Source organism: Rhizobium sp. LARHSG275 (assembly GCF_052871115.1).
The window spans coordinates 41,840-68,401 of the sequence record NZ_JBIXJN010000024.1 but is presented as its reverse complement, the minus strand read 5'-3'; the positions used below and the strand labels follow the sequence as shown (position 1 = coordinate 68,401).

The 26,562-nt window shown below is 60.1% G+C and carries 32 protein-coding genes; 6 read left to right on the top strand and 26 right to left on the bottom strand.

Annotation, left to right across the window (positions count from 1 at the left end; translation table 11 throughout):
• Positions 1 to 4 precede the first annotated feature (4 nt).
• Positions 5 to 550, top strand: coding sequence for a hypothetical protein (locus tag ACIPSK_RS27450; protein WP_017969116.1), 546 nt, complete (start codon positions 5 to 7; stop codon positions 548 to 550).
• 32 nt (positions 551 to 582) lie between these two features.
• Here ACIPSK_RS27450 and ACIPSK_RS27445 read toward each other — a convergent pair whose 3' ends face one another.
• The gene (locus ACIPSK_RS27445; RefSeq protein WP_017969115.1) at positions 583 to 924 is read right to left on the bottom strand and encodes a helix-turn-helix domain-containing protein; all 342 of its coding nucleotides are present in this window, start codon (positions 922 to 924) and stop codon (positions 583 to 585) included.
• A gap of 414 nt (positions 925 to 1,338) precedes the next feature.
• Here ACIPSK_RS27445 and ACIPSK_RS27440 point away from each other — a divergent pair, with 414 nt between their 5' ends.
• Together ACIPSK_RS27440 and ACIPSK_RS27435 are read left to right on the top strand one after the other, a co-directional pair.
• Positions 1,339 to 1,632 carry a hypothetical protein gene (locus ACIPSK_RS27440; protein WP_017969114.1) on the top strand — a complete coding sequence of 98 codons (294 nt, stop codon included), beginning with the start codon at positions 1,339 to 1,341 and terminating at the stop codon, positions 1,630 to 1,632.
• A gap of 9 nt (positions 1,633 to 1,641) precedes the next feature.
• A complete protein-coding gene (locus ACIPSK_RS27435) occupies positions 1,642 to 3,030 on the top strand; it encodes a hypothetical protein (protein WP_017969113.1) in 1,389 nt (462 codons plus the stop codon).
• Positions 3,031 to 3,074: 44 nt separating this feature from the next.
• Here the strand turns inward: ACIPSK_RS27435 and ACIPSK_RS27430 are convergent, their stop codons facing one another.
• The 17 genes from ACIPSK_RS27430 to ACIPSK_RS27350 all read right to left on the bottom strand — a co-directional run bounded on the left by ACIPSK_RS27430 (position 3,075) and on the right by ACIPSK_RS27350 (position 18,854).
• Positions 3,075 to 3,407, bottom strand: coding sequence for a hypothetical protein (locus ACIPSK_RS27430; RefSeq protein ID WP_017969112.1), 333 nt, complete (start codon positions 3,405 to 3,407; stop codon positions 3,075 to 3,077).
• A 59-nt stretch (positions 3,408 to 3,466) separates the two neighbouring features.
• On the bottom strand, positions 3,467 to 6,190 hold the full coding sequence (locus ACIPSK_RS27425; RefSeq protein ID WP_446533078.1) for a type IV secretory system conjugative DNA transfer family protein: 2,724 nt from the start codon (positions 6,188 to 6,190) through the stop codon (positions 3,467 to 3,469).
• A complete protein-coding gene (gene virB11 / locus ACIPSK_RS27420) occupies positions 6,159 to 7,208 on the bottom strand; it encodes a P-type DNA transfer ATPase VirB11 (RefSeq protein WP_029875121.1) in 1,050 nt (349 codons plus the stop codon). The genes ACIPSK_RS27425 and virB11 overlap by 32 nt, the downstream gene beginning before the upstream one ends.
• Complete coding sequence (gene virB10 / locus ACIPSK_RS27415) at positions 7,205 to 8,542, bottom strand: type IV secretion system protein VirB10 (protein ID WP_017969109.1); 1,338 nt, start codon at positions 8,540 to 8,542, stop codon at positions 7,205 to 7,207. The genes virB11 and virB10 overlap by 4 nt, the downstream gene beginning before the upstream one ends.
• 11 nt (positions 8,543 to 8,553) lie before the next feature.
• The gene (locus ACIPSK_RS27410) at positions 8,554 to 9,372 is read right to left on the bottom strand and encodes a TrbG/VirB9 family P-type conjugative transfer protein (protein ID WP_085991655.1); all 819 of its coding nucleotides are present in this window, start codon (positions 9,370 to 9,372) and stop codon (positions 8,554 to 8,556) included.
• Between the two features lie 8 nt (positions 9,373 to 9,380).
• Entirely contained in the window at positions 9,381 to 10,115 is a 735-nt protein-coding gene (locus tag ACIPSK_RS27405; protein ID WP_026154668.1) for a virB8 family protein, read from the bottom strand.
• 28 nt (positions 10,116 to 10,143) lie between these two features.
• On the bottom strand, positions 10,144 to 11,217 hold the full coding sequence (locus ACIPSK_RS27400) for a type IV secretion system protein (protein ID WP_017969106.1): 1,074 nt from the start codon (positions 11,215 to 11,217) through the stop codon (positions 10,144 to 10,146).
• Positions 11,218 to 11,225: 8 nt separating this feature from the next.
• Positions 11,226 to 11,420, bottom strand: a complete 195-nt coding sequence (locus ACIPSK_RS27395; RefSeq protein WP_168724893.1) for a hypothetical protein — start codon at positions 11,418 to 11,420, stop codon at positions 11,226 to 11,228.
• 5 nt (positions 11,421 to 11,425) lie between these two features.
• Positions 11,426 to 12,217, bottom strand: coding sequence for a hypothetical protein (locus ACIPSK_RS27390; RefSeq protein ID WP_017969105.1), 792 nt, complete (start codon positions 12,215 to 12,217; stop codon positions 11,426 to 11,428).
• 22 nt (positions 12,218 to 12,239) lie between these two features.
• On the bottom strand, positions 12,240 to 13,415 hold the full coding sequence (locus ACIPSK_RS27385) for a lytic transglycosylase domain-containing protein (RefSeq protein WP_017969104.1): 1,176 nt from the start codon (positions 13,413 to 13,415) through the stop codon (positions 12,240 to 12,242).
• On the bottom strand, positions 13,393 to 15,912 hold the full coding sequence (locus ACIPSK_RS27380) for a VirB4 family type IV secretion/conjugal transfer ATPase (protein WP_017969103.1): 2,520 nt from the start codon (positions 15,910 to 15,912) through the stop codon (positions 13,393 to 13,395). Before ACIPSK_RS27380 ends, ACIPSK_RS27385 begins: the two co-directional genes overlap by 23 nt.
• A 3-nt stretch (positions 15,913 to 15,915) precedes the next feature.
• Complete coding sequence (locus ACIPSK_RS27375) at positions 15,916 to 16,242, bottom strand: VirB3 family type IV secretion system protein (protein WP_026154667.1); 327 nt, start codon at positions 16,240 to 16,242, stop codon at positions 15,916 to 15,918.
• 2 nt (positions 16,243 to 16,244) lie between these two features.
• Positions 16,245 to 16,604, bottom strand: coding sequence for a TrbC/VirB2 family protein (locus ACIPSK_RS27370; RefSeq protein WP_017969101.1), 360 nt, complete (start codon positions 16,602 to 16,604; stop codon positions 16,245 to 16,247).
• A complete protein-coding gene (locus tag ACIPSK_RS27365) occupies positions 16,604 to 17,680 on the bottom strand; it encodes a lytic transglycosylase domain-containing protein (protein WP_162118176.1) in 1,077 nt (358 codons plus the stop codon). The genes ACIPSK_RS27370 and ACIPSK_RS27365 overlap by 1 nt, the downstream gene beginning before the upstream one ends.
• 213 nt (positions 17,681 to 17,893) lie before the next feature.
• The gene (locus tag ACIPSK_RS27360) at positions 17,894 to 18,349 is read right to left on the bottom strand and encodes a hypothetical protein (protein ID WP_020486311.1); all 456 of its coding nucleotides are present in this window, start codon (positions 18,347 to 18,349) and stop codon (positions 17,894 to 17,896) included.
• Between the two features lie 11 nt (positions 18,350 to 18,360).
• The gene (locus ACIPSK_RS27355) at positions 18,361 to 18,495 is read right to left on the bottom strand and encodes a hypothetical protein (protein WP_280812348.1); all 135 of its coding nucleotides are present in this window, start codon (positions 18,493 to 18,495) and stop codon (positions 18,361 to 18,363) included.
• An 8-nt stretch (positions 18,496 to 18,503) separates the two neighbouring features.
• Positions 18,504 to 18,854, bottom strand: coding sequence for a hypothetical protein (locus ACIPSK_RS27350; protein WP_245268481.1), 351 nt, complete (start codon positions 18,852 to 18,854; stop codon positions 18,504 to 18,506).
• A 671-nt stretch (positions 18,855 to 19,525) separates the two neighbouring features.
• Here ACIPSK_RS27350 and ACIPSK_RS27345 point away from each other — a divergent pair.
• Positions 19,526 to 19,708 (top strand): hypothetical protein, encoded by a 183-nt coding sequence (locus ACIPSK_RS27345; protein ID WP_128461408.1) that lies wholly within the window; start codon positions 19,526 to 19,528, stop codon positions 19,706 to 19,708.
• 1,270 nt (positions 19,709 to 20,978) lie between these two features.
• Here ACIPSK_RS27345 and ACIPSK_RS27340 read toward each other — a convergent pair.
• Positions 20,979 to 21,464, bottom strand: coding sequence for a hypothetical protein (locus tag ACIPSK_RS27340; protein ID WP_017969095.1), 486 nt, complete (start codon positions 21,462 to 21,464; stop codon positions 20,979 to 20,981).
• A 505-nt stretch (positions 21,465 to 21,969) separates the two neighbouring features.
• Here ACIPSK_RS27340 and ACIPSK_RS27335 point away from each other — a divergent pair.
• Positions 21,970 to 22,224, top strand: a complete 255-nt coding sequence (locus tag ACIPSK_RS27335) for a WGR domain-containing protein (protein WP_017969094.1) — start codon at positions 21,970 to 21,972, stop codon at positions 22,222 to 22,224.
• A gap of 206 nt (positions 22,225 to 22,430) precedes the next feature.
• Here the strand turns inward: ACIPSK_RS27335 and ACIPSK_RS27330 are convergent, their stop codons facing one another.
• Positions 22,431 to 22,595: a hypothetical protein gene (locus ACIPSK_RS27330; protein ID WP_017969093.1), complete on the bottom strand. Its 165-nt coding sequence runs from the start codon at positions 22,593 to 22,595 to the stop codon at positions 22,431 to 22,433.
• Positions 22,596 to 23,009: 414 nt separating this feature from the next.
• Here ACIPSK_RS27330 and ACIPSK_RS27325 point away from each other — a divergent pair, with 414 nt between their 5' ends.
• Entirely contained in the window at positions 23,010 to 23,288 is a 279-nt protein-coding gene (locus tag ACIPSK_RS27325) for an HU family DNA-binding protein (RefSeq protein WP_026154666.1), read from the top strand.
• Between the two features lie 63 nt (positions 23,289 to 23,351).
• Here the strand turns inward: ACIPSK_RS27325 and ACIPSK_RS27320 are convergent, their stop codons facing one another.
• The 6 genes from ACIPSK_RS27320 to ACIPSK_RS27295 form a co-directional block, all read right to left on the bottom strand.
• Positions 23,352 to 23,684 (bottom strand): hypothetical protein, encoded by a 333-nt coding sequence (locus tag ACIPSK_RS27320; RefSeq protein ID WP_017969091.1) that lies wholly within the window; start codon positions 23,682 to 23,684, stop codon positions 23,352 to 23,354.
• Positions 23,685 to 23,737: 53 nt separating this feature from the next.
• Positions 23,738 to 24,061, bottom strand: a complete 324-nt coding sequence (locus tag ACIPSK_RS27315; RefSeq protein WP_017969090.1) for a DUF736 domain-containing protein — start codon at positions 24,059 to 24,061, stop codon at positions 23,738 to 23,740.
• Between the two features lie 276 nt (positions 24,062 to 24,337).
• Positions 24,338 to 24,601 (bottom strand): hypothetical protein, encoded by a 264-nt coding sequence (locus ACIPSK_RS27310; protein WP_017969089.1) that lies wholly within the window; start codon positions 24,599 to 24,601, stop codon positions 24,338 to 24,340.
• Positions 24,602 to 24,671: 70 nt separating this feature from the next.
• Entirely contained in the window at positions 24,672 to 25,091 is a 420-nt protein-coding gene (locus ACIPSK_RS27305; RefSeq protein ID WP_130808582.1) for a hypothetical protein, read from the bottom strand.
• Positions 25,081 to 25,341, bottom strand: a complete 261-nt coding sequence (locus ACIPSK_RS27300; protein ID WP_130808586.1) for a type II toxin-antitoxin system Phd/YefM family antitoxin — start codon at positions 25,339 to 25,341, stop codon at positions 25,081 to 25,083. The genes ACIPSK_RS27305 and ACIPSK_RS27300 overlap by 11 nt, the downstream gene beginning before the upstream one ends.
• An 83-nt stretch (positions 25,342 to 25,424) precedes the next feature.
• Complete coding sequence (locus ACIPSK_RS27295) at positions 25,425 to 26,366, bottom strand: DUF2493 domain-containing protein (RefSeq protein WP_130808581.1); 942 nt, start codon at positions 26,364 to 26,366, stop codon at positions 25,425 to 25,427.
• Positions 26,367 to 26,562: the final 196 nt, after the last annotated feature.

Here is a 26,562-nt window from a genome sequence, read left to right as displayed (position 1 = left end):
AATTATGAGACCGTTGGTGATTCTCGTCGCAACATTGATAGGTACAGCCCTTGGAACCCCGGTCGGCGGCGCAAAAGCCGAGGACGCCTCGTGGGGATGCCAGGTTCTGTTGTGTGCGGCATCAAAAAATCCGTCATGGCACGGCGTTGCCTATTGCGTTCCACCTATGACAAGGCTCATTGCCGCGATGAAGGACCCGGGATTTTCCTGGCCGATTTGCCATGAGGCTAAGGCCGGCAAGCCGGGGCGGGAAAACTACGAGGATTGCCCGGCCGGAACGACGGTCGGCTATAGCTCGCAAGGCGACGGTGGCTGGCGCGGCGAGCCCGACCAGTGCATCAAAACAGTCGATGTCTGCCGATCACCGATGGAGCGCAATGCCCACACGAGACAGTCAGGTATGACGATAGAGCGCAGTTTCGGCAACGGCCATGATGGCTGCATCCAGCAAGTTGCCACCCCGCGACCGCGGCGCGCTGATCCCTATTTCTTTGATATCCCGAATGACCAAGGCATGAAGGAAAGGTTCTGGTTTAACCTCGATCACTAGTCCGGGCCGATCCCACGCTATGAAGGAGAAAATCAGGTCGCGGTCTCGGGAGCTTTTTTCTTCCCACGGCGGGCTTTCAACGCTTCTATCAGAGAGAGATCGTCTTCGGTGACTCTGAGCAAATCCTCGATAATGACATTCCACTCCCGCTGCATCTTGTCGAGCGTCGACAGCTTGACGTCACGCATGCAGCGGGTCACTTGCGACATATAGGCCTCTGATACGCCGAGTTGTTCGGCCAGATCCTTGTTCGTTAGGCCGCGCTCGGCCTTCAATCGGCGCAGGCCGATTGCCAGCCTTTCTTGAAACGATAGTGCCTTCAACATCGAGACGCCCACTGCGTTGCCGGACTGATCGTCTTTCACACGCGACATGAAACGCCTTCCCTGGCGGAAGATGTGCTCGATACGGGACCAGCAAACGTATTATCCCGCCAACAGAGGGTACTGCCACAGCTGCTGGCCGGGGATTTGTTCGGGATTCTACTGCTCATCCAATGCCTGACGCCGGCTAGAGACCATGATGACCAAGCGTAAACCCTTTGTTGCCTATCTCTTGCATCCAAGCATTCACAACTTTGTTACACGTCTTACACCGCGACGATCACGCCCTGCAAGAGGATGGCAGAGCCTCCTCGGGTCACTGAGCCCCGTAGTTGGGGCACCGTCTTCAATTGGCACGAATCCTCATGGATAGGTCCCTCCATAGATCCGAACCCCTTGCCGTAGCTTGCCCGCCACTTATACTGCAGTTATATTTTTCGAGACTGAGTTCGAAGGAGGCACTCGATGACGTCGCTTAAAAAGCGTGGCTACCGATTTGACTTGCAGCGGCTATGTTTGGCGACCCTGGTTTTCGGATTTGTTTTCCTCCTCGCCTGCATCGTAATCCGAGACAGTCTCACGGTGGGCTACGCGATGATGATCCCGATCTATGCCTTCCTTTCGGCTGTGCTCGAAGGTTTGCGCATCGACAAAGGCAGGGCTTGGAACATCCGAGCTTGGGGAGAGACGATCATCGCCGCAAGCGCCGCCGCCGGTGTGGGATACCTCGGCTATCGGCTCTGGCTCCTCGGCTATTGAAGGTCTGGCATGCGGATCGTCGTTCGCAACAGTCCAGCGCATCCACTTGCCGACCTGTCCGACCGAGAGGCAACCGCGTTGCGTGCCTGGTATGGCAACGCTGCATCCAAGGAAGATGAGGCTATTGCGCTTTCGGTCATCAAACGCGCCAAAGTGATGGACGGCTGGATTGAATGCGATTGCCTCGCCGCTGGCTTGCAGCCATTGCTCGCACCGATCCAACAGGAGCGTACATTTACGCTGCGACGACTGACCTCGAAGGAGGCGGACCCCCAACAAAATGAAGAGCGTCCAAACCATGCGCAGACATGCCCGTTCCATGTGGACAAGGACGCTGCTCCGCCTCTGTTCGACGGTCGCTATCAGATTCGCCCGCTGCCAAAATCCGAGCGCAGCTATATCGACGCCCTTCCGGCCATTCCCAACCGTCTTGCTGATATCTCGGAGGATGATCCCACCCGATCGAGGGAACGAAACGACCGTCCTTCCAGACTTGCGAGCATCCTGTGGCGGATGCTGGACAAGGCAGGCACGAATGTTATCCCTGCGCTGCAGGACAATCCCGAACTTGCACTAGGAGGTCAGCTCTCAGGGATACGTTCCGCCGCGCGGGAGCTCAGGGTGCTGCGGACCTGGACGCTCAACGCGCTGATGTCGACATGGGCCGCGGATTACTGGGATCCAGATAGTCGTTGGCAGCGATTGCTCTGGACCTCTCGTCCCGACTGGCCGGAGAGCCTTCGGCGAACCGGCTTTATGTTGCTGTTTGTCAAAACCGTGTCGGCGCAGGCGATCATGCCGGCATCGTCCTTGAGAAAGATCGATGTGCTCGGTAAAGTCCGCCATCCATTGCGTGGCGATCCCACACTCAGAGGTCCGTTCCTGACCTTGCTGAACGTCGATTTTCAGGACGACGACGAGGGACCCGTGCGGGCGATCCAGGCCTATGCGCAGCCGGTTTATAACGGCGACACGCTCTTTCCGGTGGAATCGGGATTCGAAAGAGATGTTTCGCATCTGTTGTTCTGGCTGCAGCAAGCTCTTTTCGACGCGGTACCGGACCTTCGCATCAAGATCACCAAGCCGCTGTTCGCATCAGAGACTCCCGCCGGTCTGTGCAGGCCGGACTTCATGTTAGAGGCAACATATGGAGGATCCATCTCGGTGACCCTCATTATCGAAGCCTTTGGGATGGAGACCGACGAATATCGAGAGGCGAAGGAAAGGACTTTGCCGCGCATGAAGCATCTCGGGCCGATCTTTGGGATTTCTCCCAAGGATCTCACTGAGGCGAAGGCCGCAGACACCGCCAGGCGGCTACAAGACTGGGTGATCGATCAGGTTCGTCGGCCTGGATACGACACTTCCCCGACATCCGATGACGACATCCTGACCTGAAGATCATTTTATGATCGCCGTTTTCCTCAGCGTTTGATTGGCCTTCACCGGACAGCGCTCAGCTCGACTCTCGCGGCATCGAGGAGCGCCTGTTGGATGATCACCAGTACCTCGGGTGGGCAAGTTCCGAACATGCGCGAGACGAGGTCGTCAGCCAGCTCTGTGATCGTGGGCGTCAGCCTCGCCGGCGCCGACTTGTCGATCGCATCCTCACCATCGCCCTCCAGGTCAACTTCGGCTCCGATCGTTTGCCTTTCCATCTCGCGCTCCTTCACCATCAGCCAAAAGCCGGCGTCAGCCTTGGCGGCAGCGACAATTCGTTCGAGATGACCATTATTTGAAATATCGCCTTGTAAGAAATGTCGGATCTCACCCATGTATCGTTTTCCCTGGCGGATGGGGACGCAGTGTTGCGTCGTTGCGGGCGACGTCGCATCTACTCAGCATGCGCCTCGGTCTCAGATTGCTCCCGATCCTCGCCCAGCGGATCCCGCACCAAGCTAGCGAACTGGCGCAGGTAGGCTCTCGAGCTGTCCTCCGTGAGCCGATCCGACAGGCTCTCTATCAAGAGCTCGACATCCGCGTTCAGCTCGACCGGCTCAAGCGCGTTCTCTTCGGCCTGCTGGAAGATCACCTCGTTCAACGCGGTAAGATCTGCCCCGAATACGTCTCTGACCTCCTGCCGCCGAAGAACAGTTGCAGCAGGCCGAGGGCCGCTTTGATCCGACGGACCATTGGCCTGTTTGGCTCGAACGCTCCGATGTGCCGGTGAGCCCGAATAGACATTGCGGCTGAGCTTCTCCTCGTCGATATCGAGACCGATGTCACTCTCGCGAGCGGCTCCAGGCGTTTTGGGTATGCCGCGCTTTCGTTGCCCGCTCGCCGAATCCCCCTTTTGCTTGTCTCCCGACTGCTTCTTCTTTTCCGCCTGTACCTCCTCCTCCGCCACACCGGCCTCGCGCGTCTCGTCGAGATCCAGGCGATGACGCAGCTCGTCGAGCGAGGAAATGTAGACGTGGCGGACACCATCCTTGACGACGAAGCGCACGGCGTCGTTGTCAGTGCCTGTCGAGGCCGGGGCCGCCGCAGCGGACTTGCTGTCGTCGATCGTCCATTCAACCGGCTCAATGCAAGGCCTTTTCGCCGGCTTGAACTTCCGCACTTTCGAAAACATCCGCTCGCCGCCGGAATCGAGCTTCATGATGCGCATCAGCGGCATACCGGTGACCTGCAGGATCGCCTCTTCCGGCTTCATCATCATCAGCGTGTTGACGGGAAGAAGATCGACCGAGACCGGCACCTTCGAGATCGATCGCTGTCTTCGGCCGTGGCGATGCGAATAAGACGATTGTTCGACCCACTCCGTCGTTTTGCCAGCAGCCATCGAGACAGCGGTCGCATCTTCCTGGTTCTGGAAATTCATGAACAGCTTGATCGTCGAAGCGCCCATCAGGATCCTTTGGCCGGAGCGCTGGTACAGCCGCTCCAATTGGGCGCCGTCCTGGAGGATGAAGACGAACCGCACGCCATTCTTGCGGATCAGCGGGGCGAGCGTCAGCACCGTATCGATCCGGCCGCCATTGCCGAATTCGTCGAGCATCATCAGCACTTCATGCTCACGGTTGCGCAACGGTCCCATCTGCACGAGCTTGTCGGCCATCTGCTGGATGAACATCGAGATCAGCCGCTCATAGATCTGCATGGCGTTCCAGTCGGCCTGGATGTAGATCACCATCTTCCGTTTTCTGATGGTGCCGATCGGGATCGTGGTGATCGAGGTCAGCGCTTCCACCAGCGGGTTCTGCAGGAAATTGAGCTTGGCGACGATCTCCGCGGCGATCCCCTCCCCGAGCTTTTCATGGCGCCCGGCGAATTTGGTGAGCTGCATCCGGGTCTGGTCGGAGAGAACCGGCTCACAGTTTTCCAATAGCTGGATGATCGCCTTGCGCTCGTCCGACATCGAATTGAGAATGCGATAGAGCTCGCTGAGCGACTTGCGGGTGTCGGGGCATTCGAGCACGAAGCCGAGCATGGCCGTCAAAAGGATCCTGGCGCTTTCCTCCCAGAAGTCGGAGGAATCCGATCGCAGACGTTCCGGCAGAAGCATTTGCGTAAGCTTCTGCAGGTCGGTGATCCGCTGGTTCGGCTCGTCACTGATCAGGTCGAGGGGATTGTAGCCGTCGGTGAACTTCGAGCCCGGAGCGAGCAGGAAGACCTCGTACCCCTTGTCCTTGAGATAACCGGAGGTCTCCTCGAAGAGCTCGCCGCTCATGTCGAGGACGACCTGCGATCCCTGAAAACTCATCATCGTCGGGATGACGAAGCCGCGCGATTTGCCCTGTCCCGGCGAACCGATGACCATGACGTGCTGATCGCCGTCGTTGCGCAGCAGCAATCCCTGCTTCAGTCCGAGAACGATGCCGTGCTTGTCGCGCAGCCGAAAATCGGCTGCGTCCTTCAAGGTGGCGAGGCGTGCCTTTCCCATGATCATCCGCTGGCGTTTCTGAATTGCCGCGCCGATCGGAAATCCGACGATGGCACCGGCGGCAGCGAGACCGGCGAGCGCGGCGAGCACCGTCTGCCGGGATGGTTTTTGATAGGCGCCGGCTGCATCGATTGCGCCGAAAGGAGCCTGATACATCGCGGCCAGATGATTGCCGTAGTAGCTGGCAATCTCGGCATGCTCACCGGCCTTTGTGGCAACGAGATAAAAGGCCACGCCGTAGACGATGACGCCGGCATAGGCGGCGGCGAAGATGAGAGCCGTATGGGCGATCAGACTGAACATCGACCGGACATGCAGCAGGTAGAGGATCTTGCGCGACAACGCCCTGCCGCCTTTCAGCATCCAGAGGCAAGCCAAGAAAAACAGGAACGGCAAGGCAACCACGAAGGCCAGCAGCGAAAGTCCGACCGTGTTGCGGACATGGATGATAGACCAGGTATAGCGCACGGCGTCGATCCAGCGCGCTTGTGCGACATAGTCGAAGTAGGACGAAGATCCGAACGAGGTGATGTAGGCGTCGTAGATCAGCGTGAAGAAGGCGAGCCACAGGAGAACGATTCCGAGCAGTGCGATCGGCAAGGTGAACAACGATGCCCGCTGCAGGCCCGTCCATTTCGGGCGGTCAGTCTCGGTGTGCGTGGATACGCTTGCCATTTTCGTCCACCTCGTCGGCAAAGTAGATCTCGCTGACGCCGCGGCCGCCGGCGGCATCACTCTTCTTCAACTGGACCACGATCGGGATGATCGAGCGGATGTATCGAATGATGTCGTCGCGCTCCATGCGCACATTGCTGTTGAGTACCAGCGTCGACAGCCGGTTGAAGGCGTGGTGCGGCGAGTTTGCATGGATCGTCGACATTGAACCGGGATGCCCGGTATTGATCGCATTCAGGAAGTCGAAGGCCTCGTCGCCGCGCAGCTCGCCCATGAAGATCCGATCCGGTCTGAGACGGAGCGCCGTGGCCAGCAGATCGCCCATCGTCACCCTTGCCTCGCCCTGGCCACCCTTCGAGACCAGCAGCGAGACGACGTTTTCCTGTAGCGGCTCCAGCTCAGCCGTGTCCTGCATGAGGATGAACCGCTCATGGTTCGGAATGGCGGTGAGCATCGTATTCAGAAACGTCGTCTTGCCGGTGGAGGTGCCGCCCGAAATCAGCATGCTGCGGTGATTGATTGCCGCGAGCTCCAGGAAGGCGCGAACCTTGCCGGCCCGCAGCAGCCGCGACAGCTCGATATCGACGTCGTCGATATAGTCGTCTCCCGTCACCTTGGTGAAGCGGAACGCGCCAGCCTTCTCATAGTCGTTCAAATCGAACCGGCGGATGAATTGCTTGCGGATGGAGAAGGCGTGGCCCGTCGCGGAAGTCGGGTTCAGCACGAACTGCACGCGCTCGCCATTGACGAGCGTCGCCGATAGGAGCGGATGTTCAGCGTTGACCGTCTGCTTGGTGAACGAGGCGGCGCGCGATGCCATATGGCGGATTGATTCCTGGTCGAGGCCGTCGACTTGCTGCCTCATCATGCTGAGCTGGCCGATACGCTCGAGCCAGATCTCATTGCTGCGCTGGCAGGAAATCTCAACCACGCCGGGATCGTCGAGAAACGGTCGGATCGGCTCGATGGCCTCAGACAGAAAATGCTGCTCAGCAGAAATCGACGGGCGCGCGTTCATTTGCCAAGCTTCCTTCTGCGCAGTCTCTCAAACTCTTCGCGGACCGGATCCGGATAAAGCCCGGCGAAGTCGAGGTCGCGTGTGACGAAGACATTGATGTCGGAGCCCTGAGGAATGTGGATCGTCGGCCGGATGTTGCGGCTGTCCTGGAAAGCTTCTGACGCCAGCTGCTGGATGCCGGACGCAATCGTCTCGGCAGCAATTTCGCGGGCACGATCCTGTGACGTGCTTCCATTATCCTGAGGAATGCTGGTCACCGTTCCATCCGTGTTGACGATCGTGATATTGCGGTCCTGCTTCTGGCCGAGCTGGGCGATGTACTGAGTGGCGCCACCAATCAACGTCATCATCGCCGGCGGCCCGAACCGTTCCCAATACTTGCGGTCGACGACACCCGTCATGCCCGAGCGCCCAAGCCGATCAGTGCCATAGGAGCCGAGCTGCACCGAAACGCCGTCTCCGCGGATCATCCGTGTCCAGACAATCAGGATCCGCTCCTGCCCCCGCTCGACCCCGGATTTATAATCGCCGATTAGGGACGAGCCTGCCGGTATGAGGATGCGCCGGCCGTCGAACGAATAGACGTCTTCCCGTACAATCCCCTTCACCATGCCGGCGAGGTCTGAATTGATCGCCGTCTCCAGCGTGCCGCGGATCATCGTGCCCTGCGGGATCCAGGCGTCCGTGCGGCGGTTCTCGGTTGCGACTGAAACGTCCACACCCTGCCCGCCCATCGCCTTCAGGAAAGCACGATCATTGTCGACCGCGCCGCCGCCGTTTGACGCTGCTGCCGTTTGCGCCCCGGACGAATCACTGGCGCCGAACAGTCCCGCACCCGTGACGTCGGTCGAGGCCCCTGCCGCGCCGTTCCTCTGATCCGATTGATCGAAGACCATGGCGGAAGAGCGAACACGCTCCAGCAGCTTGGCTTGCCGTGCGAGCTCGATGCAGCGGGGATTGTCCGGGTTCTTGCCTCTGGTGCAGTCGACCTCGGCCGGTGGCAAAACGGGAGCAGCCGCCGGAACGACGGGCGCTGGCGGCGGCGGAGGGGGTGGCGGCGGCGCTTCCGGAACGACGACCGTCGGCAAAGGAGGCGGGGCCGGCGTTCTGAACCCTTCGTTCCTGGGTGTCTGGACCGGACGGAACTCCTCGCGCGGCGTCGTGTCGATCGCCGGCTGCTGCTCGCCGCCGGCAAGCAGAAAATAAAGGACGACGCCGACGCCGGCGATGGCCGCGATAACCGCGATCGGCCGCATGAGACCAACGCTGCTCCTCCGGACCGGACCGCCAATGGCGCTGTCGGTGTCGAGCGAATGATAATTTGGATCCGACATGGCGCGCTTTCCTAGTGTTGAGCTTGTTGCGGGGGACCGCCGGCACCGATCCGCTTCGGCGCAACCGCACCTTCGATCGGCGCCGGAATATCGGCGGGAACAGTTCGCAGATTGAACAGGCAGGTCTCGTCCTCGGTGCCATAGCGCAGCGACCACTGCCGCGAGACGGTATCGATGACGATGTAATCGGCCTCGCGGCGGTAGTTCACGAGGCTCTCGCGGCGTTTCCGGTCGACGATGAAGATCGCCGGAATGTCGCCGGTGAATTTCATGAAGGTCTTCAATCCGTCGTCAAACACCCAGAGCGGCTTTGCCGCATCGCTTCCCTTGAAGCCATAGTCGTAGTTGACCTTGTCGCGACGGATGTTCCTGAGGTTCGGATTGCGCGCAGCATCCTGCGCCTGTTTCCAAAGCTCGGCAGTCCCCTTCAGCCCGGCATCTTCGGGATAGGTGAACTGCAGCTTGAAGGTCTGGTTCTGGATCGCCTTGCTGTCGTTGACGCGAAGGTCGAAGGAATAGGTCCGTTTGGTGGTTACGACGGAGAGATTGGTCGCCGCGTCCTTTTCCATTGGCTTCAAGGTCAGGGAACGCCGGTCGGCCGAGGTGAGGATTTGCCAGGAGACGGTGTCGCCCGCAACGACCTGGGTGATCTCCTCGTCAGCGCCGAAGAGGATCGTCGTCACCATCCCGTATGTGCCGGTCACCAGGAAGACCTGCTCGGCCGAATAGGGAAGCGAGCGAACTCGAGGATCGAGCCTTCCCGGACGTGCGACCAGTTCAGCATGCCCGACCGTGGTTCCCAGCAGCAGTAAGAATGAAAGCGCGGTCATCTGTTTCATCATTGGGCCGGCCCCGACGGCATGGTTTCCGGAACCCTTGCGTATTCGGTGACGACAAAGCCCAGCGGATTGTACAGACGAACCCGGTTGCTGGCGGGAAGATTGATCTGCCGGTAGCGCACCGTCGCAGACCAGCGATTGACGACGTCACCACCGCGCTGGCGTTCCCGTGTCTCAAAACGGACGGCCATGGTCGAGGCATTGAGAGGATTGACCGAGAGGATCTCCGGCCGGATGTCGCCGGTGGCACCGAGCGTCTTCACCGGCCCTCGTGGATTGCTCGGGTTCATCCACGCCTCATACTCCTTGAAGGCCTCGGAGTTCGGTTCCGACCAGAGCGCGATCATGTCGAAGTTGTCCGAGAGATAGCGGGGGTCGTAAGTCTCGCGACGGATGACGTAATTGCCGACGAACGACGCGCGAACGGCCTGTATTTCCGAGACGCTCGACTGATCCTTGTCGAGCGTGGTCACGGTCTCCATGTAGCCGGTATTCTTGTCGACGATCAGGGGCACGACCTCGGTGCGGACAAGCGGGAAAAGCTGCGCCACCGAAAACGAAAGTATGCCGGCGATAGCCCAGCCGGCCACCGCGAAGGCAAGCAGGATGAGACCAATCAAGGTCCGAAGGGAGCGGTTCTTCTCGCCCCAGGACAGGTACCGATCATAAATTTCCTGCGGCCCGGGGACATGATCGGTCGGCGCAGGTGTTATCCGTCTTCTGAACAATGCCAAGTGTTACCCTCGAATATCGATGTCTCGTTCACTCGCTGTTGCGGCGGCGATTGGTGAGCATCCTGCCGAGCGCGCCGACGCCCACCACACTGCCGCGGCCGGCAAGTGCTGCCGCCGTCACGGCGCCTCTCGGACCAGTCAGCATGCCAAGCGCGACGGCTCCCGCCTGCCCGGCCCTCGAATTGCTGGATGCAAGTGCTCTGCGGGCGGCGCTGTAACCCGTGTCGACACCGCCCCCACCCGGCACACCCGATATCGCGGTGCCGTAGGAAAAGGTTCTGGCGAAATCCGGCACCTGGAAAATGAAATAGGAGATCAGCGCCAGGTAGAGCACCATGGCGAGCACGATCGCCAGCGCGTTCTCCCTGGTTGCCATGTCGCCGTTGATCGTGTCCATCATGCCGATCAGGAAACCGAAAGACAGTCCGGCCATGATGTAGGTGAAGAGCAGCATGAACATGCCATAGGCGACGCCCCTCACCCAGGCGTCGAAGACAAACCGCGTGACGCCGAAGAAATAGCAGAGGATAGCGATCGGCCCGATCGCCAGCATGACGGCGGTGATCATCTTGGCAAACAGGGTCACGCCGGTGAGGATGAGCAGCATCGGCAGTAGACCGAACACCAGCACGATGAACACGACCACGGCGCCAGTGACATTCGGCAGCCATCCCGACTCGTAGGAATTGAAGAGCTGCATGGCGAAATCGTAGACCTTGCGTGCCATGCTGGCGACTTGCTGGGCAAGATCGGAACCGGCCGACTGGCCGCCCATTGCCGAGGAAATAGCCGAGCCAAGATCCTGTGGCGACGACAATACGAACTGGCCGATATTGTCGTAGAAAGTGGCCCAGGACATGATCAGTGCATAGGCGAGCGCAATCTTAAAGGCCGTAACCGCCATGTCCTGCAGGGATACGCTCGACAGTCCGAGGGCGCCCCAAAGGAAGTAGAGGATCAGGAAGATCGCCAGGACGGCTGAGACAAGATTGCTGTGTTGGGCAAACAGGCCCCAGGCCCGTTCAAGCGAGGCCTCATTGATCTTGTCGAAATATCTGAGCGCGTCGCCATAGAAATTGATCGCGTAGCTGACTGGATCCATGTCGCATCCTAATTGACAGGCCGCATCGGGCCGCAATCATCCGTGACGGCTCTCGCCAGCGCCTGTTCCGGCGGCGTTGGCTCCGACTGTGTGTCGTACCCAAGTGCCGGCACCGGGTTTTCGTCGGCCGAGCATTTCGCCAACTGTTCGTATTTACCGCCGCAGCCACTGAGTGTCGCGCAACCAAATGCTAGGATGAGCATCAGCCTCACTGCTCCTGCTCCTCGAATGCCTTCAGCTGATCGCGAACCGAAGCCCCCTGCTGCTGCACGCCCCCGTCCCGCATCACGCTGTCGGGAAGTGGTGCGAAGGTCTTGAGGTTCTGCGACGAAGTGGCGAGCGCCGCCTTATATTGCTGGTTCAGCAACATGACCTGATTATTGAGCGAGCCGACCGCTTCGTTGGCGGTCTGGTTGCCCTGCAGCACCATCTGGGTGTTTTGTTCGAGCGCACCCTTCAGATCCTGAACCGTGCCGATCTTCTCAGTTGCCTGCATGAACGAATTCTGCCGATCCTTCGTGGCGCTGTTCATCGCATCCGTCAGTGCGGTCATCGTCGTCAAGGCATTGACCCCTTGCGAATAGGCCTGGTTGGCACCTGAGAGCTCGCCACCCTTGACGGTGTCGACCACCATCTTCACCAGGTTGAGGCCGTTGATCAGTTTGGCGGCCGTATTCTGAAACTGACCGCTGATGCCGCCGAACACGGCCTGGTTTCCCGACAGGATCGATCCGAAGTCCGGCGCCTGCCCCATGCTGAAGCCATTGCCGGTCGCAAGTTTGGCAAACTGGCTGGCATCCTGACTGCGATCGCCGGTGATCGCCTGCAAGGTCTTCGTCGTGTTGTCCTTGACCACCGAGGTGTCCTGCTGGATCTCAGACGACAGTTTCTTGATGGCCTCGCTGAGCGAAATGTTTTCCGAATCCTTGACGGGGACCTGCGCGTAAGCATGCGAGACGGCGACGATGCCAAGGGCTGCCGCGATGACAAATGTCTTCATGTGCCTAACCTCTCCTGTCCATTCAGTTTGCTGTCGGTCTGGCGTCGACGACCGTCACCAGGCCCAATACGGGATCCTGCACCGCCGAAAAGGTCGCGATGTTGCCACTGGCGCGTGCCTGTTCCTGCAGGCCATCAAGCCACCGCTGGATCTGCTCAGTCGTGGCGCCTGTGGGAACCGCAAAGCAGCGGGTGCTGCCGGTGTCGATGATCGTCGATGGGCACTGGATCTGCGCCATCACCAGCGAGCCGTCGTGGTCCTTGGAATTGCCGCCACCGGAGCCGCGTAGGTTGGCCGACGACGATCGCAGCCCGGCCTGAAGGCGCTGCAGATATTGTTGGTTCGCTTCAATCGATTTCCCAAGCAGCTCATTCCAGACCGAACCGCGCTCGACCTGCGCCTGCGTATTGCGGTCGACAGCCTTTTTCAGCTGCTCGCCGCAACCGTTCCCGTAGCTCGCGCTTTCGGGCTCGGTGTTGTCGCCAGCTGGTGGGGTCCGGTCGCCATTCTGCGCCTTGTTGCGGCTATAGTAGGCAGAGACCTTTTTGACGTAATCCTGGGTTTCGGGAATGTTGGGGATCTGGCCGTTCTGAAGCGAATGGCGATAAGGACCTGCATTGTAGCCGGCTGCGATCAGGTCATAGCGATCGCCGAACATTCCCTGGAGCTGCTTGATGTATTTGACGCCGCCGCGAATATTGTCGCGCGTGTCATAAGGGTTGACGCCGAGCTGTCCGGCGGTTCCCGGCATCAGCTGCATGACACCGGTGGCGCCGACCGCCGAGCGCGCAGATTGCCGGAAACGGGATTCCTGTTCGGCAATAGCGAGCGCAAAATTGGGATCGACGCCCTGGCGGATCGCCTCATCCTCGACCATACGGGCGACTTCCTGTTGGCTCGGCGTCCGCTGTGATGGTGCAGCGGGTGCGATGTCGCCGCCCATGCCGTCCGCCGAGCAATCGGCGGGTGCGCCGGAGCCTTGGCCAGGCGCCACGCTGTCGGTCGTACCGCCCGAGGCGCCTTTCAGTTTCTGGGTATCGGCCTGATAGCCCTGGTACCAGTTCAAAGTCGCCTGCTGGATCTTCTGGCGGGCATTGTCGATCACCGGAACCTGGGCGCGGGTGGCCACCGGGGTCATCACAGTGACCAGCGCCAGCGCGCCGGCGGTCGCCAACTCAGGAAGCCTTGCGTTGTTCATCGGACGCTCCCCTCTCCCAGTCGCAGAATTTCGACAGCCAGTTCTTCGGATCGTCTCCGTATTCGTCGAGCAGCATCTCGACCTCGCGAACGGTCTCCTCGCGGCCGGACAAGACCTTGATGAACTCCGGCATGTGGGACATGTCGACACGCGCGATCACGCTGCTCTTCGCCTGCTTGATCAGCATGAAACGCGAGCTCGGGTCGCCGTTCTTGACCCATTCGAATTCAGCCCTGGAGAGGCCGAAATGCTCCATGTAGGAGTGCTCGTCGGCCTTCGGATTGGCAAAGAAGATGTTGGTCGACGTCTGTTCGATGATCGTGCGGCTGACATTGGATTGCACGACGTCGTCGGCGGACTGCGTGCCGAAAATGACAAGGCCGTTCCTTTTCCGGATGGTCTTGAAGTAGTCCTTCATGGTGCGCTTGAACTCGTCATCGTCGAGCAGCTTCCAGGCTTCGTCCATCAAGTTGATGATCGGCGCCTTCCCGTCATAGACCTCGTCCAACCGATGGAACATGTAGAGGAGGGCCGCGGTGCGCACCATCGGATCGTCGAGGATCGACGTCATGTCGAAGCCGATCATCGGCCTCGAAATATCCAGATTGTCATCGGCATTGTCGAAGAGCCAGGCATAGGGGCCGCGATCGACCCATTTGTCGAGCCTTGCGATCAGACTGCCTTCGGTCCTCTCGCTACCGGCGAGCAGTGCCCTGAGCGAGGATAGACGACGATACGACTTGTCCTTCGTCTTGAGGACGGATTTGATCGCGCTGCGGATGATCGCTTCTTCCTGCGGCGTCAGGCTCTCGCCTGCCTTCGACGGCTTCAGCATGAAGCTCAACAGCCCGTACAGGAAAACCCGGTTTTCCTCGGTGTCATCGAGAAGCAATGGATTCCAACCCGACGGTTCGCCGGGTTCGAGCGTCATGTATCGCCCGCCTGCCGCACGAACCATGATGTCGAGACCACGATCCTTGTCGAAGACGATAGTCTTCAGTCGCGGACTGACGCGGTAGGCCTGCAGGATCAGGAAAGCCATGATGACGGTCTTGCCAGAACCAGTCGGTCCGAACACCGTCGTGTGCCCGACGTCGCCCTGGTGGAAATTGAAAAAGAATGGCGTTCCGGAGGTCGTCTCGAAAATGGTGATCGCCGGCCCCCAGTGATTGCCATCTGGCTTGCCATAGGGATAGGCGTGAAAACTGCTGAGCCCGGCGCAGTTCAGCGTCGAGATAAGGGCGCGCCTAGCGATATAGGCCTGATTGCCGGGGAGCTGTGCCCAATAGGCCGGCTCGGCATTTAGATCCTCGCGAACATAGGAGGCGCCAAGCGCGCCGAGCTCATTCCCGATCAGCGCCACAGCATCATCAAGCTGCGCCGTCGTCCTGGCAATCGGCATGACGGTGAGGTGATGCTCGGTAAAGGCAACGCGTTTGCGTGCAAGCTCATCGCGCGCGATGTCGAGATTGGCCTGAACGCTGGAGCCGCCCTCGTCGGCCTTCGACATCTGCCGATCGAGCCTTTCGATGCGGCTACGGGCAGCCATGTCGTCGATGAACGACATCGACTGGGTCAGCACCATCTCGAAGGGCAGCTTGAGGATATAGTCGAGCATGCCGGCGCCGGTCTCGGGCGGATATTCCTTCAGCGATACCATCGCGGCATAGCGATCATCGCCGGATGTTTCGCCTTGGAGATGGATGATCCGGTTGCCGATCGACGTCCGCCGCGCCGGCAGCATTTGGTCGATCGGTATATTGCCGAGACGGATCGGCCGGACGCGGCCGCCGTTCAGCAGTGTGTAGAAGAACTCGCATTGCTCCGAGAACCAGATTGTTCGCGCGCCTCCCTCAAGCATCGTGTCGTCGGAGATGGTCCGGTAGATCGTCTTTCCGTCGCCAAGCTCGACCTCGGCGCGCCGCACGTCACGCAAGACTTTCGGGCCGTAGGCGGCGAGCGATTTTTCCAGAGCCCTTGTTGCTTCGACAAGCTTGTCGCGCATCGCACGAAACTGCTCCCTGCGCACGACGTTGCCGCCGATGCCCATGACACGGGACAGCGCCGATCCCTTTTTGAACAAGGGCCGAACAACGAGGGACACATAGGTGTCGTTGACGAACATCTCGTTCCTGGAAATGCTCGACTGATAGACATCGTCGAGACGACGCATGAAGGGATCGGCAAAAGCCGACAGCAGCGACGGCGCGACCTTGCGCCGGACGACGTGGGTGTAGAGGGCAAAATTGCCGATCGACGAGATCGCACGGAAGGCGGCGTTGCGCTGCCGTTGCAGCATGTTGATCGTCTCGATATCGGCGGTCTCGAACGAAAAGCCGGTCAATTGCACAGTGGAGACCAGGCAGTCGTTCTTCAGTCGGATAACGCCGTTTTCGATCGGCACATAGAACGGGACGTGTGTCGATATGCTGCGGTCGGCGAATATCTCCCAACCTTTCGACAAGCTGCCTTTCAACGATCTCGCCATGGTGCCCATCGATCACGCTCCATAGGTCCTGATGCCACCGCCAAGCCTTCGACCCAGAGGATTGACGCCGCACATACTGAGCCGGCCGACGATCTCGAAAAACCACAGGTCGAGCTTCACCGTCAGCACATAGAGAATGCTGTGAAGGATCACGAAGGAGACCGGGAACCAGAGGATCGAGCCTAGGATCATGAACACCATCAGCGAGATGAAGCATTCCGCCAGAAAGTATGTGTAAGGAATCCCCATGACCGTCGGCGGCCGTGTCAGAGCGAGGATGACCGGATGGCACTCGATGTAGTCGTCTCCGCCGTCGGTGTTGCCGCTGAATGCCGCCATGATCACGACCCACTGCCAGCGAGGAAGTCGACGAGCTCGGCGGCGGCGAACATGCCGGCAAGGCTTCCCCCGACCCGAAGCAGCGCTCCCCAGGACCAGTATCCGAAGGCTGCGGCCAGAAACATGCCGATGAAGGCGATCGCTCCGACCGAGCGGCCGAATGGGCCGGTAAAGAACTGCACCAGCCGGTCAGCGGCATTTTGCAGCGCGTCCAGGTTCTGCGCCGCCGCTGGCTCGAACTGGCTGACAAGCAGGATCAGGCTGGCCGCAAACACCATCGCGGCATTGCCGACCCACTTGCGCTTTGCCCTCGAACGCCAGGCGGCGCTTCCATAAAGGACTGCCATTGCAATTACATTCATCAATGCACCTCTTTCTTGACGATTTTAACGGGGTTGCCGATTTCGGCCGGCCTCTCCTGCTGATGAGAGGGGCCTTGTGGCGGGAGCGGATCTTCAACAGAAAAAACAAGCATCGGGGATTTTGCCCGCTCAGCAGGTCCTGTCCGTCCTATCGAGGCGACTTTCAGATCGGACGACGAGCCACCACGCGGAGCTGGTGAAGATGCCGACGTGCCGGTGTAGAAGCCTACAACCCGGGTCACATAGTCTGCGGTCTCTTGGATCAGCGGCAAGGAATGGCGATGGTCGACACGAGGCTCACCGGCATTATAGGCCGAGGCGACGAGCACCGGATTGCGATACTTGTCGATGAGAACACGGAGGAAACGCGTACCGGCGCGGATATTCTGTTTGGGATCGGTGAGATCATTGGCACCGAAGGCCTCGCCGATCCGCGGCATCACCTGCATCAAACCGACGGCACCGGCAGGGCTGACGAGGCGTGGATCGTAGGCAGCATTTTCGGCCCGTATGATCGAGAGCACCCAGTTCGGGTCAACCTCTTCCGCGGCGGCGATCGCCAATACGAGTTTTGCATATTCTTCAGGAATGCCGGAAAGTAGATCGGGCCGGGGCTGTGTCCACGACAGGTCGCCGTCGACTTTCAACCCGATCGGCGGATCGACGATGTGAGAGGACGGCGTCTGCTCAAAAGAAAAGACGTCGATCGGCGAATGCACCGTGCGTTCGCGCCGTGCATTCGCGCTATCAGCCGTTTCTCCCGGCAATTCCGCGCGACTGTTTTCAAACTCTTCAACCGTGTCCAAGGAAAGAACGCCGGGTCCAATCAGATGTCCATCTTTCGGCGCGTCATAGCGCTGACTGAAGCTGACCCAATCGATTGTCGGCTGTGGCGGCTGCTTGGCTGCAACGGCCAGACTTGACGCGTCGATTGGGTTCAACCGGGCTGCCACTCTCCCCGCCTTCTCAGTCGTGATACCGCCAGGCCCACCTGCCTGAGCAGGCGTTCCCGAATAGAAGGGCAGATCGCTGTCGCGAGGGTCGGAAACGAAACCGGTGAGCAGGAAGGTCGACATTCCAGCAACCCACAGCGCGCTTCGCGACCATGCCTTTTGCGGTCTCTTCACGGGCGAAAATGGGATGCGATCCATGGCCGAACCAGTCCGAAATTATACTGCGGTATAATGTTTTGAACTGCATTCCGTTACGGAAATCAACTTAAAAGTTTCACTCCGGTATAATTCTTGCTACGGCAGCAGCGCTGCCTAGACACCTTTCTCAAAGGAAAATCAATCGCGTAGGCGCGACCATTTATCCGGCGTCCAACGATATTGGGTCTGTTCACGATCACCCAATATGCGGGCCAGGCGCACCGCTGTGCCGCCTTTGATCAGCACCGAACCGGCATGAATTCCTGATTGGGAGCTATAGATTCGGCACACGAAATTGGGCAATTCCCTCTTTATCCTCGCCACTGGATAGCAGGACTCGATCTGGTAGCGTTCGCCTCCGCCTGAAATCGACAGGCCCCTCTCCTGGACGGGGCCAAGACGCTCGCGCCCGAATTGGGTGCCATACTCAAGTTGGCACTCGACGATGTTGCTGGAATAGGCTTTGCAGGCTGCAAGGCTGAGATACGCGAACGGTACCGGCGGCTGTGGCCGCGGCCGCTCAACCTGGTGACCGCATCCTGCAAGCGCCGTTATTGCTGCCAGAGATCCGAAGAGCTTCGTGAAAGTCCGCATAGTGTTGCTTTCTAGCTTGCCTGCCGATAACCGGCATGTTCGAGGGCTTCGAGAAAAAGGTCACGGGCAAGCCCGCAATAGGGTGACGGTGCCTGAGCCAAGTGAAGCTGGGTGAGCACCAGTCCGAGATCGAAAATGGTTCTCACAACATCCTTCAGGTCATCGTTGAAGGTGTCCCGCAACATCTCGCGACCATCGTGGCCTTTGACCACGATCGCGTAGTCGTCACGTGCGATGCTATGCCATAGTTCGATAGTCCGGTTTCGCCGCCTGCGCTTTCCGCATCGCAAATCAGCATGAGCGCGTAATCTGGATGCGGCAGGCCGCTTTCCTCGATTGACGTGCCGCCATGGAATTCCGTCAACACGACGCGCGATGCGAAGAGCAGCATCCGTTCGTTCACCAGCAGACCTTTTTGCCCCAGGCGGACAAAGCCATTCATAGCGGCAGACCGGGTAGCGGTGGGTGAGAGATTATCCCGGCAGTGCTCGCAGATCGACAGCAAGTGATCGTTCCTGATTTCGAACGCGCTGTGAAAGCGGTTGATGATGAACTGCTCGACATTCTTCGTTCGACCACCGAGCGACTCGACGAATGCGAAGGCATCAAGCGGTGTCCATGGCCGCTTCAGAACATCGACCTCAGAGCCGTTGGCATCATTGACGAGGCTCGATGGTCCGACGATAATGCCGGCGGACCGGGTCTGTGCGCCGCAGCCCGGGCAGTCAACGGATATCGGAACTTTGTACCATTCCTTCGTCAGTAGGGATTGATTGTGTGTCAGATGCAGACCCGGTTGTTAACAGCGTAGAGGCCGCGCAGTGGCGCGGTGATCTTCCTTGACCCTACCTCGCGCGACCTGCTAAACTTATACTACAGTATAATATTTTATCAACCAGAGGCGGACGTCTCAAGATTTCGGCGGACGCGCCATGCGACTACCGACACATCTCAAACGTGATGGTCGGCACTGAGCACAGGTCGCCCGCATCAACAGGAAGGCGCCAGGACCTGACGAAGCGGCCCCTCCCGCTGTCGCGGCAGAGTCTTCGCTGCAACAGCCAGCCAGGAACTGCCTCCAACACGATTTCCGAACAGTATTCACTATCGTCAAACAACCACGAAGCAGCCATCGTTGCATGAACCCTTCCCTCAATCGATTCCGAGGAGAATTCTATGCAGCGACGTCAACAAATCGAGCAGGACGCACGCAAGAAGATTTCAGATCCATATGACGTCGACTACTTCGCCAAGAAGCACGGGATAAGCCTCAAAGATGCCGCTCGGATCGTCAATCTCCATCGCTCGGACAGGGACTCCTCTGACCGGGCGGCATACCATCTGAAAGACTCCTGTTGAATACCGAGGTTCGCCATAAGGTCGTTTGCCTCAACCGCGGCCGCACAAACGGAGTCTTAAACCCGTACCTGCTGATGATCTGAGATTGCACTCTGGGCGCTCTATCGTCGCGGCGTCAGCTCAGCGCTCACGTGGCAGCGTTCCTGGAATTCTCAAATAGGTTCCAAACGGAATGCCCGATGAATTAGCCGCTTACGTTGGCAAATGGTAGGTAAGAGCCTCCGCGCTAAAAGCAGCCTCGACGTTCATTTTCAAGTTCGCTCATCCGCGCAATCGCCGAACCGCAGTTTCGCGAAATCACCTGTCGGCTCATACACTCAATCCGCAAAACGCCAACCTGCTCAACCGCCTATTCGCCGAAATCGTCGATGAGTAATAAACGCGATCGCCGGTTCGCCGATGCGCGGAGTTGGCGAAGCACCCCCTCGCCCATTATCCCAGCCGCACAATCGCGGACGAACCTATTCGCTGATCCACCGACCAGCCCAACCGCCGAAACGCGAGAACGCCGGATCTCTCTTCTACCGATTGGCGAAACGGGGGAATTGCCCGTCCGCCGATTCAGCGCCCAGCGATTCAAGGTGGCGCCGTGAGGAGGTGCCTCTTTCTGCCGCCGAACGACCTCTACCAGGACCAAGTCCATGTCCGGGCAGACCCTCCACTTGCGAATAAGCGGGGACGGATTCGGGCATTACCCGTCTCGGCAATCGCCCCTCGGGCGAAAACGGCTAATGGTATACCATTAGCCTATCCTGCCATCTCTCACCAAATCTGTCTGGCCCATCGTGCCCGAGGCGCCGATGCTGTTGCGAGTCGCCAGACAAAGCAACAGCGATCACGGGCTCATTGCCTGTGATCCGCGCCGGAGGAACAGCACAGTGGGCCGGACAGATTTGGTGAGAGATGCTGAAGCAAGCCGTCGTCGTGAGCAGTCGAGAGGACCGTGACCGGAGGGAACGGCCTCGACGACATGCGAACGATGAGACGGCGAGCGCACCGCAGGAGAGGACACGCGCCTGGAGCGGATGCCCGAAGCATGAGGGCGCAGCGCAAGGTACTCGTCCTCTCCGTCTTGTTTGGGGAAGTCGCGGCAGCGTCCGCCGGCGGCCCGAAAGGCCGGGCGGGTCTCGACCCGCACCGCAGGGAGAGGGGAGATTGAGGGGAGAGGCGGCAAGTCTCTCCCCTCAAGACCGCGCGCAGGCTCGATGCCTGTAAGCGATCATGCCAGCAGAAGAAGTGAGAGACGGACACGTCCGTCTCTCACCGCGTATCAATCGTAGACGACGCGTGCGATGCTGATACCGATGCCCACCTCGCTGCGGATGGCGCGGACGATCGGGGCGAGCGTGCCCAACTCGGCGTCGGTGAGGGCGACAAGGCTCGGATAGCTGACCTCGATGCCGTCGCAATCGGCCGAAAGCGCATAGAGCCATTCGTCGCCGTTCACACGGCACTCGTGGGTGTCGAAGTCGATTTCGAGGTCGTCGAGCAAGGTGATCCGGAAACGCGCAAAGCATTCCTCTTCGCCGTGAAGCTGGAAAGCGGCGAGGCCTTCCTCGTCGGGCTCGTTTGCGAGCTGGCGCTCCAGCGCCGGGATGGATCGCAGCCGCGCAATTGCGCATGCCAGTCCCTCGGCGAGCTCGTCATGCAGTTCCCGCAAGAATTCATCCTCGCAACCGATGCGATTTGCAAGGACGATGAGCCTGAAGCCCGCAAGCACTGCGAGCTGATGGACGTAGTACCAGTCATTGGACATATCAGTGTCTCCTTTCTGTCTCTGACGAAAGGAGCCCGCACCGTAGCCGCGAGGGGTCAGGGATCGCGGAATGCGACCGCCAGCGGCGGCAAGCGGAGGAGCCGATTTTCTGGCGATGGCCCGAAGGGACGGCGACTGAAAATTGGAGGGGCCGCGCAGTCCTTGACGCCGGAGCGGCGGGTGCACAATGGGACGTCAGAGAGAGATAGACCACGGCGCCGCCAGGCGCCGTGTCCGTATCCGGCGTCCAGCCGGCCATGCAGCCTATCATCGGCCATGGTCGCGGAAAATTCCCGCCGCCGATGCGACAGCCGCGAGAGGGGCGTGACCCGCATGGGCGGAGACCGTTTGCGGGCTCCGTGAGCGACGGCGAATAGCACCGTCCGCCGCAGGCGGCTCGCCCGGATCATCCGCCGACAACCCATCATCAGCATGAATCAATCGAGACCGACCGATTCAAATATGTCGTTGGACGCCAAGTCCGCCTTGCCCGATTCTCCGTATCATGATTGCGCAATCCTACCAGCTCTATGTTGAACGCATCGATGCTTCGAAAAACATGGCCCGCTACTACGCCATGTCGATCGAGCCCAACCTGTTCGGCGAGGCCTGTCTCATCCGTCGATGGGGCCGTATCGGCGCAAGAGGCCAAAGGCGGGAGCATCGTTTCACGCGGGAGGAAGAGGCAGTCAGGCTCTTCCTTCAGCTTTTGCGAAAGAGGCGGTCGCGCGGATACAGGCCGAAACCGAATATACGGTAAGATGCATCGGGTGATCGATAGCGAAGGGAGTGCCGTGGGGCGGACGCATCCTCATGTCGATTGGCATGGGATCGAAACAGGAGTGGGGGTGTCCGGCCGCCTTCGCCGTTTCCGATCTGGCACGTGCGGATGGCGAAGCGATGCTTCGGGCCTGAAGCGCCGGTCGATCCGGCGCGTCAGGCCCGGCGACATGGCGAAAGCCACCCTCAGAAGGGTGGCTCGGCGCCGATTGTGCCCTCCTGCTCTGCGGTGATCACCGCCAGCTCTGCCCGAGCCAGCTCCAGTTCGATTTCGATCTCGCGGCGCTCGACGGGGTCGATTGCTTCGCGCAGTTCGAGGCGAAGCTCTTCAATGTGTTGTTCCAGAAGCATCGTCGTCGTCTCCTTGACGTTTGTGAAAGACGACGCGCGCGGTCATGGGGCGTGGCGGGGTCAGGGATCGCGGAACGCGACCGCCAGCGGCGGCGAGTGGGGGTGCCGATTTTGTCGGAGTGCAGGGAACCGGAGCGGAGGCAAAATTGGGGGCACCGCTCGTCCTTGAGGCCGTCATGCCCCCATGACACCCTCGGACGGACTGAGCAGACATTTCCTCAGGTATGGCACCAGAGATCCGCAAGCGGGCTCGATGCCCGCTTGCGGATCCACCATGCAGACCCACGGAGATGCCTCAAAGTCCTTGGTAGTTGTGGAAAAATGGGCAAATCGTTGATCTTGACGCGGTGCGTCGATGACAGCGCTTTGATCCCTGTCAGGGATTCTCGCATTAACGTTGGTGCGGAGAAGAAGATGACCAAAACCAACGAAATCGCCGACAAGATCGCCGGCGAACACAGCCTCACCAGGGCCCCGGGAAAGGCGATCGTCGAAGCGGTGATCGCGTCCATCACCGAAGCCGCAGTGGCTGGCAACGAGACCTCCCTCCCCGGCTTCGGCAAGTTCAAGATAAAGGAAACGCCGGAACGTGAGGCTCGCAACCCGTCGACCGGCGCGACGATCAAGGTCGCCGCGGCCAAAAAGCTGGCCTTTACGCCGGCCAAGGCATTGAAGGTTGCGCTGAACAAGTAATCTTGTTGGCCAAGCAAAAAATTAGCCCGGCGTTGCGCCGGGCTATTTCGCTTTGGGTTTGCGTCAGCGGGCGGATGTGCCGTTGAGTAAATCCTGGATGATCGTGTCGCTGACCGCGTGATGCGCTTCGCGGGCATGGTCGTCCAGCAGCTTGTGAAGGATGCCGGATGCCAGGGGTATGAAGTCGAAACCGCGTGCGATTGCTGCAGACCGCAGTTGTGACAGTGTTTCGAACTCCTTGAAGTCCGTGCCAAGCCAGAGTTCCAGATCCTCGCCACCGGCATCCGGAAATGCCTGAAGGAAGAATGTCTGAAGCGGGCGGTCGTAGCCGATAATGGCATCCGGGTCGGAGTGGCGGGATGCGGTCCTGGTGACGGTAATTCTGTAGCGGCTCATGGCGGCCTCCTTTGGAACGGGGGGCCGGCCCAATTCGGGGCCGGCGGACCGGTTCAGGCCGGGCTGTTCCAGAGGATGACCTTCTTGCCGGGCTCGCCGCCGGGCGCCGGGGCGACGTTGCCGAAGATCACGCCGATCTCGGGCGCTTCGAGCTTCGTGGAGATGTATTCTTCGCCGGTCTGGCGGGAGATGCGGTTCCAGCCTGCGCCGATCTCGAAGCCGGTCTTGCGGTGGATGATGCGGTAGTCCGGGGCTTCTTCGCTCGCCTTGTTGGTGTTCGGGATTAGGGCGATCGGTGCGTTGACCCGGATGGTGGCGAAGACGCCTTCGAGAGTGCCGTCGGTCTTTTCGGTGAGGGTTGCGATCGTGGTAGCCATGGGACTGTCTCCTTCGTTGCATCGGGACCATTCCCGATGGCGCCCGAAGAAGGGGCCGCGCCGCAGGCGTCACCGCAGCGTAGCGAAGGGAAACCCCCTTGCGGGGTTGACGCTGATCGCGGCCGGTCCCTTAGAAAGGCGACATAAAGAACGGGAATGGTCCTTGATTGCGACGTCGGCGGGACACCTCACCGTGGCGGCCGTTTGCTGCCGCGCGGAGTGCCGCGCGCGTGACATACGTCGGTTGTGTTCGGGTCAACGGACGCTGGCCGTCAATCAGTCGGATCCGTCGCGAGCGATCGGCCCAGGCCAGATCTCATCCTCATCGTCAAAGGCGGCCGCGGTGGCGTGACGCTCGAATCCCGGCCTCTCTTGACCCAACTGCAGTTCTGGGGAGCAAAACCGAGTGACCGACCTGACTTCGAGGGATGTCGCCTTGGAGCGCAGCGATGCGACATCGAGATCGATCGAGAACCGCCCGCGATGGGCCGGCCAACCAATCGTGGCCGCATCAATCAGATAGCGCCAGAGATGCGCCATGGCGGAGACGCGTTCGCGAGGGAGGTGGAGAACAAGAAGGGGAAGATGCGGCATCAAGCGGCGGCAAGTTTTAGTCGAGGCGGTTGACCCGGCCGGTTCGGCCGCGCGCCTCGGCAAACAGTCTGGCGATCTTCACCATGAAGGACTTGCTGAAGCGGCCGACGATGTCCTGACCGGGCTCAATGTACCAGGAGCGCTCGACGATATCGTAATTGTATTCGTCGACCATGATCCAGCACTGCTTCAGATCGCTTAAGCCCGCACGCTTGCGCTCGATCTCCGGGATCTCCAGAGCGATCCGGCCCGTCTGCGGCGGTTGGGTGGTGATGGCGAGAAGGGCAAGGTGCGTGTTTCCGTCGGCGGCATTGCGGATGGCGATCACGATGCAGACGGGGCGCTGCTTACGGCCCTCGGTTTCCCCGCGCTGCTGCTGCCAGGCCCATAGGTACGGATAGGAGATGACCTCGCCGGGGTGGAATTCACGGCTCATCGTCGTAGCCTTCGCCGCGCGCCAACTTATCGAGCGCCTCGTCGAACAGTTCTGCATGCTCGGCGGGCATCTCCGAGATATGATAGGCCCTGCGCGTATCGCCGCCGGTGCGCATGCGCTGATAGTGCTCGTAGCTCATCAGCACGAAACGCGGCTTCTTGTGCCGGGTGAGCATCACCGGCTCGCGGCTCGCCGCGTCGGTGATATCGCCGATTTGTTTATTCAAGTCACCTGTCGTGAATTGCTTCATCGCAAAGATCTCCAGTACGATTTTCCATATACTCCATTTTTGCCATGTTTTCCATCTTTTCCATGTATCCGAGGAGACGGCGCTCACGCGCCGTCTCCTGATGCCTGCCAGACCGAAATGCCGAGCCGGCGTGCCTTGTCGGCGAGATTGCCTGTGATGCCATTTCCGGGAAAGACGATCAATCCGGCCGGCATGACCGACAGCATCTCGTCATTGCGGCGGAAGGGTGCTGCCTTGGCGTGCTTCGTCCAGTTGGGCTTGAAGGTGATCTGCGTCACCCGGCGGGCTTCAGCCCAGCAGGCGGCGATACGTTCTGCACCCTTCGGCGCGCCACCGTGCAGCAATACCATGTCAGGATACTTCGCATGCGCCTGATCGAGCTTGGCCCAGATCCGCTCATGATCGTTATAGTCCATGCCACCGGCGAAAGCGATCTTGGTGCCGGCCGGGATTAGCACCTCGGTCTCGGCGCGGCGTCTGGCCGAGAGGAAGTCACGGCTGTCGATCATCGCCGCCGTCATGTTCGCATGATTTACCTTGGATCCGGTGCGCGGTCGCCAGGACGAACCGGTCTGCGCCTCGAACAAGTCGGCCGCGTAGTCGCGCATGAACTCGAATGCGTTGCGGCGCTCCAAGAGCGTGATGCCCTCGGCAATGAGGCGCTCAAGTTCGACACTCTTCACCTCCGAGCCGTCCTGCTCGCGCTGGCCGGTGAGCTGTGCCTCCTCGTTGCGGTCGAGTTCGCGCTGGATCCGCTCGCCGGCGCGATGGAAGAGATTGGGGATCGACCAGAACAGGTCTTCGAGATCGGGCTCCAGCCGGGTATCGCCGAGCATCTCGGCGAAGGCTTCGAAGATCGCGATGATCGATGACTGGACCTGCGGTTCCTCCGGCAATGGCCGCGGGTCGGGCTCGTCCTGGAAGGGGCGATAGCCGAAGACCTGCATCTCGTAGATGAAGCGGTCGGTCGGAGAGGACGCGTGATGGGGCTCGAAGCCGTCGTCGGGGGGAAGGATCAGGTCCATAGTGGTCTCCGTTTCGTGGGCCGCGCCTCTCGCGGCCTGACGGCGAACCCGGTCACGCGGGCCGAGGCCGGAACCGTAAGCGAAGCGCAGCGGCCCAGCGAAGCGCCGGGCGGCGGAGGAAGGGTTTCTTGATCCGCGAGGAATGACGGGCCATCGCATCGGCCGAAAAGTGGGAACCGGTTTTCGGGGGAGCCGA

Bases quoted from the DNA above. Each gene is read 5' to 3' on its own strand.
- ACIPSK_RS27450 (WP_017969116.1), top strand. From the start codon at position 5: ATGAGACCGTTGGTGATTCTCGTCGCAACATTGATAGGTACAGCCCTT.
- ACIPSK_RS27445 (WP_017969115.1), bottom strand. From the start codon at position 924: ATGTCGCGTGTGAAAGACGATCAGTCCGGCAACGCAGTGGGCGTCTCG.
- ACIPSK_RS27440 (WP_017969114.1), top strand. From the start codon at position 1,339: ATGACGTCGCTTAAAAAGCGTGGCTACCGATTTGACTTGCAGCGGCTA.
- ACIPSK_RS27435 (WP_017969113.1), top strand. From the start codon at position 1,642: ATGCGGATCGTCGTTCGCAACAGTCCAGCGCATCCACTTGCCGACCTG.
- ACIPSK_RS27430 (WP_017969112.1), bottom strand. From the start codon at position 3,407: ATGGGTGAGATCCGACATTTCTTACAAGGCGATATTTCAAATAATGGT.
- ACIPSK_RS27425 (WP_446533078.1), bottom strand. From the start codon at position 6,190: ATGGCAAGCGTATCCACGCACACCGAGACTGACCGCCCGAAATGGACG.
- virB11 (WP_029875121.1), bottom strand. From the start codon at position 7,208: ATGAACGCGCGCCCGTCGATTTCTGCTGAGCAGCATTTTCTGTCTGAG.
- virB10 (WP_017969109.1), bottom strand. From the start codon at position 8,542: ATGTCGGATCCAAATTATCATTCGCTCGACACCGACAGCGCCATTGGC.
- ACIPSK_RS27410 (WP_085991655.1), bottom strand. From the start codon at position 9,372: ATGACCGCGCTTTCATTCTTACTGCTGCTGGGAACCACGGTCGGGCAT.
- ACIPSK_RS27400 (WP_017969106.1), bottom strand. From the start codon at position 11,217: ATGGATCCAGTCAGCTACGCGATCAATTTCTATGGCGACGCGCTCAGA.
- ACIPSK_RS27395 (WP_168724893.1), bottom strand. From the start codon at position 11,420: ATGCTCATCCTAGCATTTGGTTGCGCGACACTCAGTGGCTGCGGCGGT.
- ACIPSK_RS27390 (WP_017969105.1), bottom strand. From the start codon at position 12,217: ATGAAGACATTTGTCATCGCGGCAGCCCTTGGCATCGTCGCCGTCTCG.
- ACIPSK_RS27385 (WP_017969104.1), bottom strand. From the start codon at position 13,415: ATGAACAACGCAAGGCTTCCTGAGTTGGCGACCGCCGGCGCGCTGGCG.
- ACIPSK_RS27380 (WP_017969103.1), bottom strand. From the start codon at position 15,912: ATGGGCACCATGGCGAGATCGTTGAAAGGCAGCTTGTCGAAAGGTTGG.
- ACIPSK_RS27375 (WP_026154667.1), bottom strand. From the start codon at position 16,242: ATGGCGGCATTCAGCGGCAACACCGACGGCGGAGACGACTACATCGAG.
- ACIPSK_RS27370 (WP_017969101.1), bottom strand. From the start codon at position 16,604: ATGAATGTAATTGCAATGGCAGTCCTTTATGGAAGCGCCGCCTGGCGT.
- ACIPSK_RS27365 (WP_162118176.1), bottom strand. From the start codon at position 17,680: ATGTCGACCTTCCTGCTCACCGGTTTCGTTTCCGACCCTCGCGACAGC.
- ACIPSK_RS27360 (WP_020486311.1), bottom strand. From the start codon at position 18,349: ATGCGGACTTTCACGAAGCTCTTCGGATCTCTGGCAGCAATAACGGCG.
- ACIPSK_RS27345 (WP_128461408.1), top strand. From the start codon at position 19,526: ATGCAGCGACGTCAACAAATCGAGCAGGACGCACGCAAGAAGATTTCA.
- ACIPSK_RS27340 (WP_017969095.1), bottom strand. From the start codon at position 21,464: ATGTCCAATGACTGGTACTACGTCCATCAGCTCGCAGTGCTTGCGGGC.
- ACIPSK_RS27335 (WP_017969094.1), top strand. From the start codon at position 21,970: ATGATTGCGCAATCCTACCAGCTCTATGTTGAACGCATCGATGCTTCG.
- ACIPSK_RS27330 (WP_017969093.1), bottom strand. From the start codon at position 22,595: ATGCTTCTGGAACAACACATTGAAGAGCTTCGCCTCGAACTGCGCGAA.
- ACIPSK_RS27325 (WP_026154666.1), top strand. From the start codon at position 23,010: ATGACCAAAACCAACGAAATCGCCGACAAGATCGCCGGCGAACACAGC.
- ACIPSK_RS27320 (WP_017969091.1), bottom strand. From the start codon at position 23,684: ATGAGCCGCTACAGAATTACCGTCACCAGGACCGCATCCCGCCACTCC.
- ACIPSK_RS27315 (WP_017969090.1), bottom strand. From the start codon at position 24,061: ATGGCTACCACGATCGCAACCCTCACCGAAAAGACCGACGGCACTCTC.
- ACIPSK_RS27310 (WP_017969089.1), bottom strand. From the start codon at position 24,601: ATGGCGCATCTCTGGCGCTATCTGATTGATGCGGCCACGATTGGTTGG.
- ACIPSK_RS27305 (WP_130808582.1), bottom strand. From the start codon at position 25,091: ATGAGCCGTGAATTCCACCCCGGCGAGGTCATCTCCTATCCGTACCTA.
- ACIPSK_RS27300 (WP_130808586.1), bottom strand. From the start codon at position 25,341: ATGAAGCAATTCACGACAGGTGACTTGAATAAACAAATCGGCGATATC.
- ACIPSK_RS27295 (WP_130808581.1), bottom strand. From the start codon at position 26,366: ATGGACCTGATCCTTCCCCCCGACGACGGCTTCGAGCCCCATCACGCG.